Source organism: Magnetococcales bacterium (assembly GCA_015228815.1).
GTDB lineage: Bacteria > Pseudomonadota > Magnetococcia > Magnetococcales > UBA8363 > UBA8363.
Genome location: JADGCV010000062.1, coordinates 1 through 16884 on the forward strand (window position 1 = coordinate 1; position 16884 = coordinate 16884).

The 16884-nt window shown below is 58.0% G+C and carries 13 protein-coding genes and 1 riboswitch; of the genes, 10 read left to right on the forward strand and 3 right to left on the reverse strand.

Annotated features, from left to right (window positions below; genetic code table 11):
- Positions 1-315 (forward strand): DUF4351 domain-containing protein (locus HQL76_16860; protein ID MBF0110839.1); only part of this gene is annotated, 315 nt, incomplete at its 5' end.
- 77 nt (positions 316-392) lie between these two features.
- On the opposite strand, the gene HQL76_16865 is transcribed toward HQL76_16860, so the two are convergent.
- Complete coding sequence (locus HQL76_16865) at positions 393-1112, reverse strand: response regulator transcription factor (GenBank protein ID MBF0110840.1); 720 nt, start codon at positions 1110-1112, stop codon at positions 393-395.
- A gap of 153 nt (positions 1113-1265) precedes the next feature.
- On the opposite strand from HQL76_16865, the gene HQL76_16870 reads away from it, so the two are divergent.
- The 7 genes from HQL76_16870 to HQL76_16900 all read left to right on the forward strand — a co-directional run bounded on the left by HQL76_16870 (position 1266) and on the right by HQL76_16900 (position 12408).
- The gene (locus HQL76_16870) at positions 1266-3671 is read left to right on the forward strand and encodes a bacteriohemerythrin (GenBank protein MBF0110841.1); all 2406 of its coding nucleotides are present in this window, start codon (positions 1266-1268) and stop codon (positions 3669-3671) included.
- Positions 3672-3674: 3 nt separating this feature from the next.
- Positions 3675-7304, forward strand: coding sequence for a response regulator (locus tag HQL76_16875; GenBank protein MBF0110842.1), 3630 nt, complete (start codon positions 3675-3677; stop codon positions 7302-7304).
- 52 nt (positions 7305-7356) lie between these two features.
- Positions 7357-10071, forward strand: a complete 2715-nt coding sequence (locus HQL76_16880) for a response regulator (protein MBF0110843.1) — start codon at positions 7357-7359, stop codon at positions 10069-10071.
- Positions 10072-10090: 19 nt separating this feature from the next.
- A complete protein-coding gene (locus HQL76_16885; protein MBF0110844.1) occupies positions 10091-11446 on the forward strand; it encodes an acyclic terpene utilization AtuA family protein in 1356 nt (451 codons plus the stop codon).
- Positions 11443-11772 (forward strand): DUF4387 domain-containing protein, encoded by a 330-nt coding sequence (locus tag HQL76_16890; protein ID MBF0110845.1) that lies wholly within the window; start codon positions 11443-11445, stop codon positions 11770-11772. The genes HQL76_16885 and HQL76_16890 overlap by 4 nt, the downstream gene beginning before the upstream one ends.
- A 115-nt stretch (positions 11773-11887) precedes the next feature.
- Complete coding sequence (locus tag HQL76_16895) at positions 11888-12127, forward strand: DUF433 domain-containing protein (protein MBF0110846.1); 240 nt, start codon at positions 11888-11890, stop codon at positions 12125-12127.
- On the forward strand, positions 12124-12408 hold the full coding sequence (locus HQL76_16900) for a DUF5615 family PIN-like protein (GenBank protein MBF0110847.1): 285 nt from the start codon (positions 12124-12126) through the stop codon (positions 12406-12408). The genes HQL76_16895 and HQL76_16900 overlap by 4 nt, the downstream gene beginning before the upstream one ends.
- A 282-nt stretch (positions 12409-12690) precedes the next feature.
- Here HQL76_16900 and HQL76_16905 read toward each other — a convergent pair whose 3' ends face one another.
- Both HQL76_16905 and HQL76_16910 read right to left on the reverse strand, forming a co-directional pair.
- Positions 12691-13191 (reverse strand): rubrerythrin family protein, encoded by a 501-nt coding sequence (locus HQL76_16905; GenBank protein ID MBF0110848.1) that lies wholly within the window; start codon positions 13189-13191, stop codon positions 12691-12693.
- A 108-nt stretch (positions 13192-13299) separates the two neighbouring features.
- Positions 13300-14502 (reverse strand): HD domain-containing protein, encoded by a 1203-nt coding sequence (locus HQL76_16910; GenBank protein ID MBF0110849.1) that lies wholly within the window; start codon positions 14500-14502, stop codon positions 13300-13302.
- A 214-nt stretch (positions 14503-14716) separates the two neighbouring features.
- Positions 14717-14908: riboswitch (cobalamin riboswitch) on the forward strand.
- A 46-nt stretch (positions 14909-14954) separates the two neighbouring features.
- Here HQL76_16910 and bluB point away from each other — a divergent pair.
- Complete coding sequence (gene bluB, locus HQL76_16915; protein MBF0110850.1) at positions 14955-15725, forward strand: 5,6-dimethylbenzimidazole synthase; 771 nt, start codon at positions 14955-14957, stop codon at positions 15723-15725.
- A 73-nt stretch (positions 15726-15798) separates the two neighbouring features.
- Complete coding sequence (locus HQL76_16920) at positions 15799-16695, forward strand: TauD/TfdA family dioxygenase (protein MBF0110851.1); 897 nt, start codon at positions 15799-15801, stop codon at positions 16693-16695.
- The last annotated feature ends 189 nt before the right edge of the window (positions 16696-16884 follow it).

Sequence of the window (16884 nt, forward strand, 5' to 3'; positions counted from 1 at the left end):
TACGACGAACCGACGGTACGTGAAATCATCCGCAGAGTACGTCCCGAGGAGGAAATAAAGATGATGTCCCTGTTTGCACAAGAATTGATTACGAAAGGACGACAGGAGGGACGACAGGAAGGACGAAAGGAAGGACGAAAGGAAGGACGAAAGGAAGAAGCCGCATCCATACTCCTCAAACAGATGCACCGCAAGTTTGGTCCGATGCCAGACCAGGTGATCGAGAAGGTAAGGTCGGCAAACCTGGAACTGATCGAAGTCTGGAGCGACAACTTCGTCTTCGCCAATTCCGTGGACGAGGTATTCGCATCCTGACACGGCCATCGGGCGAAGGTGTGGGGAGACCCGAATGGGCTACCCGGAAATTCTTATTTTCTTCAGGCCTCGAAAACTTAGGTATCGATCTGGTAACCGTGACCGCGAACCGTGCGTACAATCTCGGAACGACACCCCGCCTTCCTGATCTTTCGCCTGATCTTGCAGATGATCGAATCGACGGTACGATCATCGGGCGGGTCATCGCGATTGGAAATGGCATCCTTGAGTTGATCCCGCGTCACGTAATCGCCCTTGGCAAGGACCAGGGCGGCAAGGCAATCGAACTCGCCCGGAGTCAGAACGATGGCCTGGTGATCATTCCGGACCACGACACGCCTTTTGCCGAAATCGATCGATAATTCACCAAGGGAAATCCACGAAGATTCGGATGAGGCGGTCGGATTCGTGGCGCCGCCACGGCGCACGGAGCGCTGGAGCAGGTTGTGGATTCGGGCGATCAATTCACGAGGATGAAAAGGTTTGACCACATAATCGTCCGCCCCCATCTCCAGACCCGCCAACCGATCCGATTCCTCCTGTCGCGAGGTGACGATGATCATGGGGACGTCCGAGCGTTGCCTGAGCTTTCGTGCCACCACCAATCCATCCTCGTCCGGCAACCCCAGATCCAACAGCACACAGTCGGGCATGCGTCGCGCAAGGGCCGCGAAAAAATCGCCCGCATTGGCCGCAGTACTGACACGGAAACCCGACTTTTCAAGATAGGATCCCAGCAGAAACCTCATGCTTGGATCATCTTCGAGCAGGTGAACATGTGCCATTGGCGTATTCATGGCGTCATCCCATCTTCCTTCGTAACCGCCCAGAAATTCCAAGGGCTTGATCTTCCGAAACCATGGATATTGATTATTAATTAAAAATTTGTCAACAAGATATTCACAGACGCCCCCTTTTCGCTTTCGCCGAACCCGGTTTTGGAATTATGAATGGATTGGACCACCCATGCAGTGATTCATGCCAACGGCATCGAAATGGAGATGAACGAAATGGACGGTATTGTACCATTGAAAGATCGGGCAAGGACCTTCCGTGGCATTGTGCCATTGGGACTGTCGGCATTTCTTTTTTTCGGGATCGGTGGCTGGATGGTGACGTCGGGCCTCCCATCGTCGGTCCTTTCGGGACTGGTGTTCGCCCTGGTTGTTGCGCTCATTTTGAGCGGCGGATTCATGGTTCGTTTCATTTTCCTTCCTTTGCAAGACCTCCGTGCGGTCGTCCGGCAACTGGCCCAGGGAGACCTGACCTCCCGGATCCTTTCCAGGGGGACGAATGGGCGCATCGGCGCCATCGGGAAAGAACTCAATCGCATGGCCGACACGATGGAAAAGTTGATGTCGGTCGTCAACCTGCATTCGGGTTCGATCATCGCCTGCGCCACCGAGCTGCTGAAGATTCGCAACCTGGTGGGAAACGATGCGAAAAACGCCCAGGATGTCGTGGAAGGTCTGGAACGGCAGAAAGCGACGCTGGCCCAGGAGATCGCCTCGGTCAAGATTGCCGCCGATCAGGCCACCGATACCATCATTCACATTGCCACCGCCGCGTCCCAGGTTTCGGCCAAGGTGAGTCACATTGCCGCCGGGACAGAAACCGCCAGCACCAATATCGCTACCGTCGCCGCCGCCGCCGAACGGATCACCACGACCATCGGCGGCGTTAATCAAAGCCTGAATCAGGTCGATCAGTCGGTACAGAGTGTCACGAGGTCGGTGGAAGAGCTGACCACCGCCCTGGCCGATATTCGCGACCGCTGCCGCAACGCAAGCCAGGAATCCCAACGGGCGATGGAAACTTCGCATGCCGCCCAGGGGGTCATGGAACGATTGGCCAAGGCTGCGTCCGAAATCGGGGAAGTCGTGGACATGATCGGCAGGATCGCCTCCCAGACCAACATGCTGTCACTCAATGCCGCCATCGAGGCCGCAGGGGCCGGAGAAGCCGGCAAGGGATTCGCGGTGGTTGCCAACGAGGTGAAAGGGCTCGCCCGGCAAACGACCGAAGCGACGGGGTTGATCCGTCGGAAGACACAAGTCATTCAGGAGATTTCGCGTGAAGTGACCCTCGCCAACCAGGGGATCGTCGCAAGCATCGACCGCATCAATCAAACCAATGTAGACATCACCCAATCGGTGAATCTTCAGGCGCAAACCACCCATTCCATTCTCACGGCAATGAATGATGTCGCCATGGCCGCCACCGCCGTCACCGACAACGCCAGGGAGTTGAATACCGCGTCACAGGCAGTCGCCAACGCCGCGGTGGAGGCTGCCGCCGGAACCTCCGCCATCGCCCGCAACGCCTCGGAAGTGGCTGCCGCCGCCGATCAGGTCGCCCTGGACAGCCAAACCTCGCTCGACGGGGCCCGTGCCATTCAAAGATCCACCGTCACCATCGAAGCGATTTCCGACGCGGTGGGGATTCAGATCGCCTCCGCCGCCACGACGGCACGCTTGATGCGCGGCTCGGCGTTTCAGTTCGATCACATGGGAACGGTATTGGGAAACATGAGCGGCGCCCTGTTCGCCACCCAGATCGAACTGGTGGTCGGATCCCCCGCTTTCGACGTTCGAGCCGTCAAGGAACAGTATCTGAACCTGCAAAACAGGTTGGAACAGGCCATTCCCGGACGGATCACCCTGGATCCCAACGAGATCGCCCCCGCCAATGGATCCGATCTTGGCCGCTGGCTTCATGGTGAAGGTTTGGTCCATCGCGGTTCCTCAAAGGTATTTCAGGAACTGGTCGCCATTCATCAGGAGGTCCATCTGTTGGCCGTGGAAACAGCCGCCATTCTCCGTGGATCCGCGACGCCCGACCGTCTCGAGGCCGTCCGGAAATTCGAGGCCTTCATCACGGCCAATCAACGGATGTTCCATTTGCTCGACAAGGTCTTTCTGGGAAAAATCCTCGAAGACACAAAACCCAGGCAGTTCTTCCCATGGGATGAAAAACTGGTCACCGGCCTGGAGGCGATGGATGACGACCATAAGAAATTATTGGATCTTGTCAATAGGCTGCACGATCGAATGCGCGAAGGAAGCGGCATGGCGGCGATCCGGCACACCCTCGGAGAACTGACCGATTACACGGTTTTTCATTTCAAGCGCGAAGAGGATTGGTACGATCAATACCAGTACCACGAACGCGACCAGCATCGACGGGCACACAACGGCCTCATTACCGCCGTGACCGAGTTGACCGGAAAATACGAAGCGGGAAATTTTGCCGTGGCCATCGATCTGCTGGCCATCGCCAAACGCTGGTTGGTGGAACACATCATGAACGATGACCACAGAGCCGCCCGTTTTCTTCAGGCCCGAGGGGTTGCCTGAGGCATGATCTCCGACCGACCCTTCGCGCACACCCGATCCGGAACCTGGTGGATGGCCCGGTCCGGTCCGATGCTTGCGGCTGTGTGGTTCCTGCTCCTGGCCGTTCTGCCCGGTAGACTCCATTCCGAAACCAGAGCGACCAATAAACTCCATCCGCTCATTCCACTGAACCTCCGACAACCGCTCAACGGTCGGGTCGTCACACCGAATGCCCGATTTCTGGTCGATGACACACGGTCCCTGACCATCGAAGATGCACAATACCTTTTGAAAGAGGGGGCGTTCAGGAATTATCCTTCCGAAGTCACTCTGTTGGGCCGCACCGCCGCCGCCTATTGGGTCCATTTTTCTGTGGTCAATCCGGATTCGCGGCCAGTCGCCTGGATCATCCATTCGACCTATCCAAGCCTGGACCAGGTGGACCTGTACCTGCTTGTCACGGGAGACACCCACCCACGGACCATCTGGTCACTGGGCGACCGCCGCCCCTTCGACCACCGACCGATCCCCTTCGAATCGGTCGTCATGCCCCTGGAACTCCCAGCCGCCACGGTGGGCGAGGTCTTCGTCCGTTTCTCCTTCGAAACGTTCGGCGCCATGGAAACCCAACTGCGTCTCTGGACCCCGACCGAATTCGTGGAATACAAGGAACATATGGGCCATCTGAAAGGCGCTTACCACGGCAGCCTTGTTTTCATCTTTTTCTACAGTTTATTTATCTATTTATCAACACGACGATCTTCCTATTTCTGGTACCTAATCTTCCTGATCGCCCTGATGTCCACCACACTTTGCATTCCGGGAGAAGGATACCGTTATCTCTATCACGATTCTCCATTCCTGACGGAATATCTGCCATTCATCACTCCGTGTTTCCTGGCAATCACCGGGATTCAATTCAGCAGGTCGTTCCTGAACACCCGTGAAACGCTGCCACGTATCGATCGATTTGTTTCACTCATGATTCTTGTTTATTTATTGGTGATCTTCTTATTGCTGATTGGCTATAAAGAATTGGCCTTTACATTGATTCTCATGGGAAGTTTTCCGTTGCTGTTGCTCCCGATTGCGGGAATCTGGCTATGGCGCAAGGGAATGAGCGAGGCTCGTTTCTATTCTCTTGGGTGGGGAATGCTCATCATTGCCTACCTGATCAATCAACTGCGCTATCACTCGCTTCTGGTCACCACCGACTGGACCCTCTGGGTTGGACGGGGAGGCAGCTGGCTGGAAGCAGTGTTGTTTTCCCTGGCGCTCGCCGATCAGATCAACCGCATGAAACGAGAAAAGGAACTTGCCCAGGAGGAGATAAGAAATACATTAAGAATCTCAAATGAAAAACTAGAGGAAATGGTCCAGCATCGAACCGGAGAACTTGTCCTCGCCAGGGATCAGGCCGACCGGGCCAACCGTTCGAAAAGCCTTTTCCTGGCAAATATGAGTCATGAGATCAGAACCCCGATGAATGCCATCATCGGCATGAGCCACCTGGCCATGGGCACGGATTCGATGATCCTGCTGAAAAAATATGTCCGCACCATCCGCAACTCTTCCCAGGCACTCCTGGGCATCATCAATGACATCCTCGATTATTCCAAGATCGAGGCGAACGAATTGAGCGTGGAGCGGATCGGTTTCAAACCGGTGCTTCTCCTGGACGAGGTGATCGAGCTTCTGGCGGGGAACGCGGACGAAAAAGGGTTGGAACTGGTGATTTCATGTCACGTAAGCCCCGAAACGCGACTCCTTGGGGATCCGGTACGTTTGCGGCAGATTTTGATCAATCTGATCGGCAATGCCATCAAGTTTACCGAACGGGGCGAGGTTTCGGTGACGCTGGAACCGGTCAAGGAGACCGCGACCGAGGTTGTCATCGGATTTTCCGTCACGGACAGCGGCATCGGCATGAGCGTCGAAGAAATGGCGGGCCTCTTCAAGCCGTTTTCCCAGGCGGACATTTCGCATACACGCAAATATGGTGGAACGGGGCTTGGGCTGGCGATCAGCAAACGATTGGTCGAACGTCTGGGCGGGGTGATCACGGTCGAAAGCGAACCCAACCAGGGCAGCCGGTTTCATTTCGAACTTCCCTTCACCCGGGAAAAGGGCCGTCAGGGCGCATCGCCCATCCCGGCGGAGGCACTGCGCAATCTGCGGGTTCTGGTGGTGGATGACAATGCAAGCGCCCGCGAGGTTCTGTCGGGAATGCTCGAAAGCCTGGCCTTCCGCGTGACCACGGCGGCCTCCGGAGAAGAAGCGATGCGCCTGTGTTCCCGGCTTCGGGACGATCCCGCCGCGGAACCTTTTGCCGTCATACTGATGGATTGGCGCATGCCCGGAATGGATGGCATCCAGACTGCCCGATCCCTGAAGGCGCGACATTCGGGCCACATTCCGACCATCATCATGGTCACCGCCTTTGGCCGTGAAGAGGTCATCGAACGCTCCAGGGATCTGTGCCTGGCGGGCATTCTCAACAAACCGGTCCTCCCCTCCGATCTTCTGGATACCATCACCCAGGCCTTGCGCCGTGCCCCGGAACCCATCCCCCCCCAGGAAACCACCGAAGAAAACACCTCGGTTGCAACCAGGTCGCCACGTTTTTCGGGCCGGATCCTTCTGGTCGAGGATCATGAAATCAATCAAGAGGTGGCAACCCGGTTTTTGCAGGGGTTCGGCCTGACGGTCCTGGTGGCGGCCAACGGACGAATGGCCGTGGAACTGTTGCAACGGGAGCGGGTGGCGTTGGTCTTCATGGACGTGCAGATGCCGGTCATGGACGGATACGCCGCGACCCGGATCATTCGCCGGGAAGCGCGATTCCGCGATCTGCCCATCATCGCCATGACCGCCCACGCCTTGCCGGAAGATCGCAACCAGTGCCTTGAAGCAGGGATGAACGATTTCATCGGCAAACCGATCGACCCCGACCTTCTGGGGTCGGTCCTTGCGCGCTGGCTCGAACCTGGCGCCATGGTTCCATCGCCGCAGGATGTCTCGCCATTCGTCGCGACGGAAGAGATCACCATGATTCCCGCGGATCTTCCCGGAATTCAACGGGACGACGCCCTCAAGCGTGTTCATGGCGACCAACGTCTTCTGCTTCATTCGCTGATCCGCTTTCATCGGGAGTGGCGGGAAGCGCCGCGAGAAATCACCGAACGATTGCGGGAGGGACAAAACGCGGACGCATTGCAACGACTGCATACGTTGAAGGGACTTTCGGGCAATCTGGGGGCGCTCCGGTTGTATCGGTCGGCAAGCCGGCTGGAAGCCATCCTGCACAAGGAAGAATGGGATGATTCGGCCCTGGCCGCCTTCGGCGAACATCATGCCGAAGTCATGGCGGGGCTGTCCTCCCTGTCCGCCACGATCATCGCCCCGGATGTGGACGTTCCCACCAACGCCGCCGAAACACTCCTGTTGGGCCGGCATCTGGCCCGACTGGAACGACTCCTCGCCGAAGAAGACTACGCCGCCACCGACATGCTCCACCCGATACATATCTCCCTGGCAGGACGGCATGAAGCGATGTACGCTCGGATCGAACGGGCAACGCTCGCCTTCGAGTTCACCGAGGCACGAAAACTTGTCCAGGATCTGGAATCGGCGGTGCGGGATGCCGGACATTGACACCGGGTGATGGATCGGGTGACAAACGTCGTTTCCCAAGGATTGTTCTTCCGTGAATCGATCCTTGGAGTTTCGGTCGGTGGGTTGCGTTACGGCTTTGCGCTGGATGATGGAGGCCATGGAGCACACTCGGGCACAAATTCTCATCGTCGATGACGAACAGCACAACATCCATGTCCTCGGGACGGCGCTGAAGGAGCGTTATCGCATTTCCGTGGCCACGTCCGGGGAAAAAGCCCTGGAACGAATGCGCCGCGCTCCCTGTCCGGACATGGTTCTGCTCGATGTAGTCATGCCGGGGATGGATGGCTTCGAGGTCTGCCGGCGGCTGCGCAACGATCCGGTCACCCGCGATGTCTGTGTCATATTCATCACCGCCCGGGATTCCGAGGCGGATGAAGCGGAAGGACTGGCCCTCGGCGCGGTCGATTTCATCACCAAACCGATTCGCGAAGCCATCGTCCAGGCGCGCATCCAAACCCATCTGGCACTCCAGGAACAACGTCGGCGCATCCAGAAGGATGAAGCCCTGCTCCGGGCCACCCTGGAATCGACCCGCGACGGCATCCTGGTGATCGGAAAAAACGGCACCATCACCCATACCAACTCCGCCTTTGCCCGGCAATGGGACGTGTTGCCGGAAATCCTCCATCTCGAAGCGATCGAATCCCTGATCGATCATATGAAACCCAAGGTGGAAAACGCCGATCTTCTCAGCTCCAAATTCAAGATGCCCGGCCATGCCGGCGACAACAGCAGCGATACACTCGACCTCAAGGATGGACGCATCATTGAACGTCAATCGTTTCCCCTGATCCAGGAGGGAATGGTTTCGGGCCGGGTCTGGACCTTCTCGGACGTCACCCGTCAGAAGCGCTACGAGGAACAGTTGCAAAAGGCCAAGGAAGAAGCGGAACTGGCCAACAAGGCCAAAAGCACCTTTCTGGCCACCATGAGCCATGAAATCCGTACCCCCCTCAACGGGGTGCTCGGCATGGCGGAACTCCTCCAGGATATTCCGATGGATGAAACGGGCCGGGACCACGTTCGGGTCATCCGTTCCTCGGGACAGACCCTCCTGACCGTCATCAATGACATTCTCGACTATTCCCGGATCGAGGCGGGAAAATTGGAACTGGAGGCGATCGATTTCGACCCGAGGGGGCTTCTGGAGGAGGTCTTTGCCCTGGCGCGGGGGTTTGTCCGCGACAAGCAGGTCTCCCTGAACCTTGAACTGGATCCACAACTCCCGGAAACGGTGCATGGAGATCCAACCCGGATCCGGCAGATTCTTTTCAATCTGCTGTCCAATGCGGTCAAATTCACCCACCAGGGGCTGATTTCGCTGCGGGCCGGGATGGTTCGGGAACAACAGGGGCGTTCCCTGGTCCGTTTCGCTGTTCAGGACAGTGGCATCGGCCTCGACCAGGAACAAATATCACGTTTGTTTTGCATGTTCGAACAGGCGGAACAATCCACCTCGCGCAAATATGGCGGCACCGGCCTGGGACTGGCCATTTCCCACCGGTTGGCGCGGATGATGGAGGGGACGATCGAGGTCCAGAGCCAACCGGGCAAGGGGTCGTTGTTTTCCGTCACGCTGCCCTTGAAAGCAGGCCAGGCGCCACCGGTTTCTCGCGAGGAAACGCCGAAACACGCCGATTGCGGAACCATTCCCCCGGATCGGCCCGTTCTTGTCGCCGAGGATGATCCGGTCAACCGCGCCGTCATCCAGGGGATGATGAAACGGTTCGGGATCCATCCCGACTTTGCCCAGAACGGTCACGAGGCGGTGGCGTTGTTTCAGAAGGGACATTACGCCCTGGTGTTCATGGATTGCCAGATGCCCGGCATGGATGGTTTTTCCGCCTGTCGTGAAATCCGCCAGGGAGAAAAAAAAGGGGAACGGACCGCCATCGTCGCCCTGACCGCCTTTTCCATGCGCGGCGATCGGGAAAAATGCCTGGATGCGGGGATGGACGACTATTTGACCAAGCCGATTTCGATCAAGGGATTGCAGTCGGCCCTGCTGCGCTGGCTCGGCGCGAACGATACGATGGCTTGCGGACCGGTCGTCCAGACGCCCGACGAGTCACCCGACCTTGATCGCCACATGTTTCTGGCCATGAGAGAAGACCTGGAAGAGGACTTCGAACAAACGGTCCGTTTTTTTCTCACTGTTCTGCGGCAACGGGTCCAGGCCATCGAAAATGCGTTTGCCGCTTCCGAATGGCCCCGGTTGACCGAGGCGGCCCACACCCTCAAGGGAAGCAGCCTTCAGTTGGGAGGCAAACGGGTCGGCGCCCTGGCGGGCCTGTTGGAACGGGGGGGAATGAACCAGGAGACCGCGCTGGTTGCATCGTTGATCGAACCACTGAAACAGGCCAGTGAGGTTCTTTCCGACATCATTCATGCCGAAATGCGTCTGGCCGACTTTCGCAAGGACCTGGGAGACACCTATCTGGACGACTTTGCGCGGACGGCCATGAGTTCGATGACCCGGTTCATGGAACGGCTGCGCCATTCCCTGGCGAAAGAAGCCCGGTCGGAAGTATCGGGAATTGCCGCGGAACTGGCGGGTTTGGCGGGCAGCTATGGGTTGTCGGGTGTCTTTCGCCATGCACGCCGGATGGGAACCCTGGCGGCCAAGAAGGAAGACGAGACACCATTGCGTTTGGAAATGGAACAATTGGAAGAGGCCGTGGCGCTGGCGATGCGACTGCTGGAAACAGCCGGAGGAGCGATGCCCTCCGGCCCGCGACAATAATTTTTCATAAAGATCGATCATGGATCATTCATGTCTCAAAGTGCTCTCTCCGACCGCCATCCTCGGATACGGTTTTCCCGACGCATCCCTCGAAGCAGGCATGCGTCGAACCCCCGACCTTCTGGCGGTGGATGGCGGAAGTACCGACCCCGGCCCTTATTATCTAGGCTCGGGAAAACCCTTCGTGTCCCGCCAGGGGGTCAAACACGATCTGGAACGACTCCTTCTGGCACGCGCCCAGGCAGGCATTCCCCTCATCATCGGCACCGCCGGAGGGAGTGGCGCCCGTCCCCACCTGGATTGGACCCTGGACATCATCCGCGACATCGTCCGTGAACGACGAATGCCGTGCCGCCTGGGCATCATCCCTGCCGATTTCAGCCACGAAACCGTCCTCCACGCCTTCGAGGAAGGCCGACTCTCTTCCCTGACCAACGTGCCCCCGCCAACCGCGGCGGCAATCAAGGCCTCGACCCACATTGTCGCCCAGATGGGCGCCGAACCGGTGGTCGCGGCCCTCAAGGAGGGATTCGACATCATCGTCTGTGGCCGGTGTTACGATCCGGTCCCCTTCGCCGCCCTGGCCCTGGCCCGGGGGATGGATCCGGGACCAGCGTTGCACCTGGGAAAGATTCTTGAGTGCGCGGCCATCGCCGCCCTTCCCGGCAGCGGCAGCGATTGTGTCCTGGGCCTCCTCGACGACCAGGGATTCACCCTGGAATCGCTCAATCCCGCCCGCCGTTTTACCCGGGTATCGGTCGCCGCCCATTCGCTGTATGAAAAGAGCGATCCGTTGTCCCTGCCGGGACCAGGAGGGGTGTTGGATCTGCGACAGGTCCAGTACGAAGAACAAGGAGATGGCCGGGTGCGGGTGCGGGGGAGCCGTTTTGTCGCCGATGCGATCTACCGGGTCAAACTGGAGGCGGCCCGATGCGTCGGATACCGCACCATCAGCATTGCCGGAATCCGCGATCCCGGCCTGATCGCCGCCCTGGATGGGGTCCTCGAACAGGTGCAACGGCAATGCCGCCCCGCCATCGACGGCACTGCCCGGATTCATTTTCATCGTTACGGCGCCAACGGCGTCATGGGTCCCTGGGAACCCCATCCCCATGCGGCCCATGAAATCGGGTTGGTGCTGGAAGTCCTCGCGCCGGACCAGACGACCGCGGACAATGCCTGCGCCCTGCTGCGCAGCACCCTGTTGCATTACGGCTTTCCCGGACGGTTGACGACCGCCGGCAATCTGGCCTTTCCCTACAGCCCCTCCGATTTTTCCATCGGCGCCGCCTATGAATTCAGTCTTTATCACCTGATGGAGGTCACCGACCCCTGTCTTCATTTTCCCCTGTCGCCCCTGGAGATCCACCCATGAGTCCGATCCCCCTGACCCGGGAGGTCCACGTCATCCGCTCCAAAAACGCCGGCCCCTACGAATTGACCCTGGACCTTCTCTTCAAGGATCGCGCCGGATTCGAGGCGGTCCGCGATGGCCAGGTGTTCACTCCGGAAACGGTTGCCCGTCTGTACGGCATCGATGAAGGAGACATCCTCAAGATCATCCACTACGAACCCGCCCTGGCCATCAAGATCACCCTCAAACGCCCCCTCGTCTCCGGCGCCTTCGGCGAGACCGATGTCTACGGCGCGCAACAACACGCCCCACTTCTCGATATGATGATCCCGGAAAAAGCGGCTTGAAGGCTGGAGATGCGATCTCCATCGGTGTTCGTGGTGTCCATGACAGCAATCGCCGACGGAAGGATCAACGGGATGGCATCAATGGAGTTTGAATTCCAGACAAAGGAGAAAAGTCGTGAACTGGCGCGATTACATCACCACCGATCCCAATATCTGCCATGGCCAGGCCTGCATTCGGGGCACACGGGTCCCGGTGGCCGTGATTCTCGACAATCTGGCTGCCAATCGGTCTCATCAGGAAATCCTGCAAAGCTATCCCTCCCTGACCGAGGACTCCATTGGCGCCGCGACCCGCTATGCCGCGGACCTGGCCAGGGAAAGGATCGTGGATTTTGGTCGTCGGGTGGTGGCATGAAGTTCAAAGTCGATGAAAATCTTCCCGCCGAAGCGGCTTCCTTTCTCCGGAGCGCGGGCCACGACGCGCTCAGCGTCCTGAATCAATCCATGGGCGGGGCGTCCGATGGCCAAGTGTTCCGGATCTGTCAGGAGGAACAGCGCATTCTGGTCAGTTGGACCTGGATTTCGCCAATGTCCAGGCATATCCCCCTTCCGGGGGCGAGGGAATTGTGGTGTTGCGGCTTGCCTGGCAGGACAAGGTCACGATCATGGAGACCATACAACGCCTGTTGCCCGTGATGGAAAAGGAACCCCCGGAACGCAAGCTTTGGATTGTGGAAGAAGAACGCATTCGCATCAGGGAATGACGCCCTGCGCGTGGAACCGGGAGATCGCATTGTCTGGGAACTGATGGAACGACAGACGAGGAGGCTTGGGAAGGGGAATTCCCCTTCCCGGTAGAGACCTCTTGGAAAACACATTTCAGGATCGACGTTCTCCCCGAGCGGCACCATGGAGAAAGGTTTTGCCCATCTCCGGCGCGAAAACACGGCAAACAGAAAAGGAAACCCCGTCGATACCTTATTTGACCTTCCTGTAGGCACTTTTTCCCGCACCACAGATGGGACACTGGTCCGGGGCCTCGCCAAAAATCGTGTGCCCGCAGTAGTCGCACACATGAATCTCCTCATGATCCAGGTCCTTGCCCCGTTCCAGGGCCTCTATGGCCTTCTGATAGAGTTGGCTGTGTATTTTTTCCACGTTCATGGCGTTGCGCATCCCCTGGGCCGCTTTTTTTTCTCCTTCGACCTCGGCTGTCGCTACCATTGCCGGGTACATCTCCGCGACCTCGTAATCCTCGCCCCCCTTGGCCTCACGCAGATTGGTCAGGGTATCGTTGATGCCGCCAAGATTGCGCAGATGGGTATGGGCATGAACGGTTTCCGCCTCCGCCACCGCCCGAAACAGGCTGGCAATGACAGGATACCCCTCCTTGTCGGCCTGCCTGGCGAAAGCCAGATATTTGCGGTTGGCCTGGCTTTCACCGGCAAAGGCCGCCTTGAGATTGTCCTTTGTTTTCATCGCACGTCTCCTATCATGTCATGGGTTGGATCATTCAAATCGCCTTGAGCACCTCTTCGACTCCATGTCAACGGGCAGTTTTCGGTGAAAAAAAATCGGGACGTCTCGTCAGGAGAAGGCCCGTTCGACATCCCCAACCGCCTGTGGATCCAGCGCTCCGGCATGAACCTGCGGCCAGATGATTTCCATCGTCCGGGCATGGGACAAGGATTTGCGGTAGGGACGTTCCTCGGTCAAAGCCTGATAGATGTCCAACACGGTCAACAACCGGCACCAACGATCAAGGCGTTCCGGTCCCAACCCCAGAGGATACCCCTTTCCGGTCAATTTTTCATGATGGTTGGCGGCCCATTCGGTGATCTCCTCGAAGCCCGGAATCGATTCGAGGCAGATGCGGGTATAATAGGTGTGTTCCTCGATCTTGCGCCGTTCTTCCGCGTCGAGCCGGCCCGGTTTATCGAGAATCGCATTGGGAATTGCCAGTTTGCCAACGTCGTGGAGGCTTGCGGCGATGCGCAGGCGAATCTTCAATTCAGGCTCGACACCGTAATAATCGGCCATGAATGCCGTTTTCTCCACCAGTCCGCTGGTATGCGCATGGGTAAAACGCGATTTGGCATCGATGATCCGGCTGAAAACCCCCGAAACCTCCAGAACTCGCTCCCAGGACATCTCCAGCGACAGGTTGGGCATGTTGCGGTTCAATCCCGCCACCAGATGAACGTCACGAAGATCAAGCCAAAAGGCGGGAAACGAACTCACCTGGGCGAACACCTCGATCAGGTCCGCGGAAAAGTTATGGCCACGGCGTTCCCTGAGAAAGGCCAGAATATCGGCGCGGTTTTCCGGGTTGGGTTGGCCGAAGCAGATTTTAAGGTCGGTATAGTCTACCATGCCGATGATCTGGGCCATGATTGGAATCCGGTCGCCCGTCAGACCGAAGAACCCCCCTCCATCCCAACGTTCATGGTGGTAGCGAATGATTTCACGATGATCGCTCTGAAACGGAAAACGGCCAACATTGCCTTCACCGATGTCGCAATGGGCCGGCAGGTCTTCCACCTCCATCAGGCGATCCCGCCCAGTCCAACCGTGGCTCAGACGTTCCTCCGCCAGGCCATTGTCATGAAGCAGGGCGAAGGCCACGATGTCGAACACCTCGGGCTGCGACAACCCCATCGCCTGGGCCATGCGCATGGAGACATAAGCCACCCGTTTGCCATGGTTTGTCGTCACGCCAAGGAGTTCGCTTTCGACGCAGTCGAGCGCCAGAGACACGCCAAGAAGATAGTGGTTGAGGCTGAATTTCATGAGTATTTTCTCCAGTCGTCATCCATTGATCTTCTTGAAATCAGGGCGGATGCGGTCTTGATTGATTGAACGAAGGAACCATGCGGCGGACGCTGCCGGAAACCTGAATGATGTTGACTCTTCCGAGAAAATTTAACATCAATCGATGAACAAATGTCAACATTGATTTCCGGGATCCCCATGGGGTTGCAAAGAGGCTGGTCGCTGGCCATAATGAGGCAATGCGCAGTCAGGTGTCCCCGCCGGTCCATCCGTCGGGGAAGAATCGGGAAACCGGTGCCATTCCGGTACGTGCCCAACGCCGTGACGGGGACTGTTCAGACCAGTGCCACTGGCTTTTGGCTGGGAAGGCGTCTGAATGGAACGATCCCAAGTCGGAAGACCGGCCTGATCTGCCTCCCACGTCCGTCTGGCCAAGCGGACTTCAAGTTTTCCAAGCCAAGGGGACTCTCATGGAAAACCATCCTGCCGCATCCTTGCGGAATCACCAGTTATCGCCTTCGGAGCGCACTGGCCTCTACAAAACCGTTTTCAGCCGCCGCGATGTCCGCGGACAGTTCAAACAGGATCCGATTCCGGTTCAGGTATTGAGCCGTCTGCTGTTGGCGGCGCATCACGCCCCCTCGGTCGGATTCATGCAGCCCTGGGATTTCATCGTCGTCACCGACCCCAAGGTCAAACAGGCGGTACACGCCGGTTTCCAGAAAGCCCATGCCGAAGCGGCGGAAATGTTTTCGGGAGAAAAACAAAACATCTACCGATCCCTCAAACTGGAGGGAATTCTTGAATCGCCCATCAATATTTGCGTCACCTGCGACCGCGACCGGACCGGACCGGTCGTCATCGGTCGAACCGCCGATCCGGCCATGGATCTCTACAGCAGCGTCTGCGCCGTGCAAAATCTGTGGCTGGCGGCCCGGGCCGAAGGGCTTGGCCTGGGTTGGGTGAGCATCATCCACCCGGACACCCTGCGCGCCGCCCTGGGGATTCCGGACACGATCACCCCCATCGCCTATCTCTGCCTTGGATACGTCAGCCATTTTTTCGACAAACCAGAACTGGAAAGCGCCGGCTGGCTCCCCCGACTCCCGTTGGATGATCTGATCCATGGCGACCAGTGGGGCAACAAGAACGGTTTGACCCATGCCGACCTGAAGGCGCATATCCGAAAGGATCTTGCCCGCGCCGCCCAGGGCGATCTTCCCGGAATCCTCATGGAATGACGCTTTCTCCGGCACGCGAAACAATCGTCCATGACAACCCTGTCACATACACAAAGGAACAGGCATGAACCGCATGCATCAAACCTCTCCCTTCATTCCGGATCACGACGCAGCCTATCAACGATGGAAGGATGAAAAACTGAAGGGTTATCCGGAAACCCTGGCGGCGCTGGTGGTGGAGATCGGCGATCCCTTTGCCCTGACAAAGGGAGAAAAGGAAAAAATCCGCGACCTGTGTACCAAGGCCAACATGGCGCTCTACCGGATCCCCGTGACCCGAACCTCGGCGACTGCCCATCCCCTGCCCGCCATCATGGAGCAACTGGGCGTCCGGGGGTTGGACCACAATCTGGGCGCCGGCCCCGAGGGACTGTCCGCCCTGTCTCCCGGCGGTTCCGCCCACCCCCCTTTTTCCGAATACATCCCCTACCGCAAGGCGGCCATCGGCTGGCACACCGATGGCTATTATCATCCCTGGGACCATCAGATCCGCACCTTGTGCCTTTACTGTGAACGCCCTGCCGATCAGGGGGGAGAGAACGACCTGTGGGACCATGAACTGGCCTACATCCGACTGCGGGATCAAAACCCGGACCTCATCCGCACCCTCATGGAACCCGACATCATGACCATTCCCGCCCGGATGGAACAGGGCGCGGTGGCGCGTCCGGAGCGTTCCGGGCCGGTCTTTTCCGTCCATCCCGTCGATGGACATTTGCACATGCGCTACACCCACCGCACCATCAGCATCCGCTGGCGTCCCGATGCCACGGCCCAGACAGCAGTCGGCGCATTGCGCAGTCTTTTCAATGATCCCGGACCGCACCTGTTCCGCGGTCGGCTGGAGGCGGGCTGGGGATTGATCAGCAACAATGTGCTTCACACCCGCGACGCCTTCCATGACGCAGAGGGCGGGGGCAAACGCATTCTCTTCCGGGCGCGCTATTTTGAACGGATGCCCGGAAAATAACGATTGCGGATCCCGTTACGAAATGACAATGAAGAATTCCGGGGGGGAGATCCCCCCCCTAAGGAAGGTTTGATGGCGATAATGTCCATCATTTTAACTCAAGATTCATTCTTAACCCATCTTTCGCGATTCGACCAACTTGAATAGTATAACAAATTGATTTTTAAAGATATGGCATACAAAGGTCGG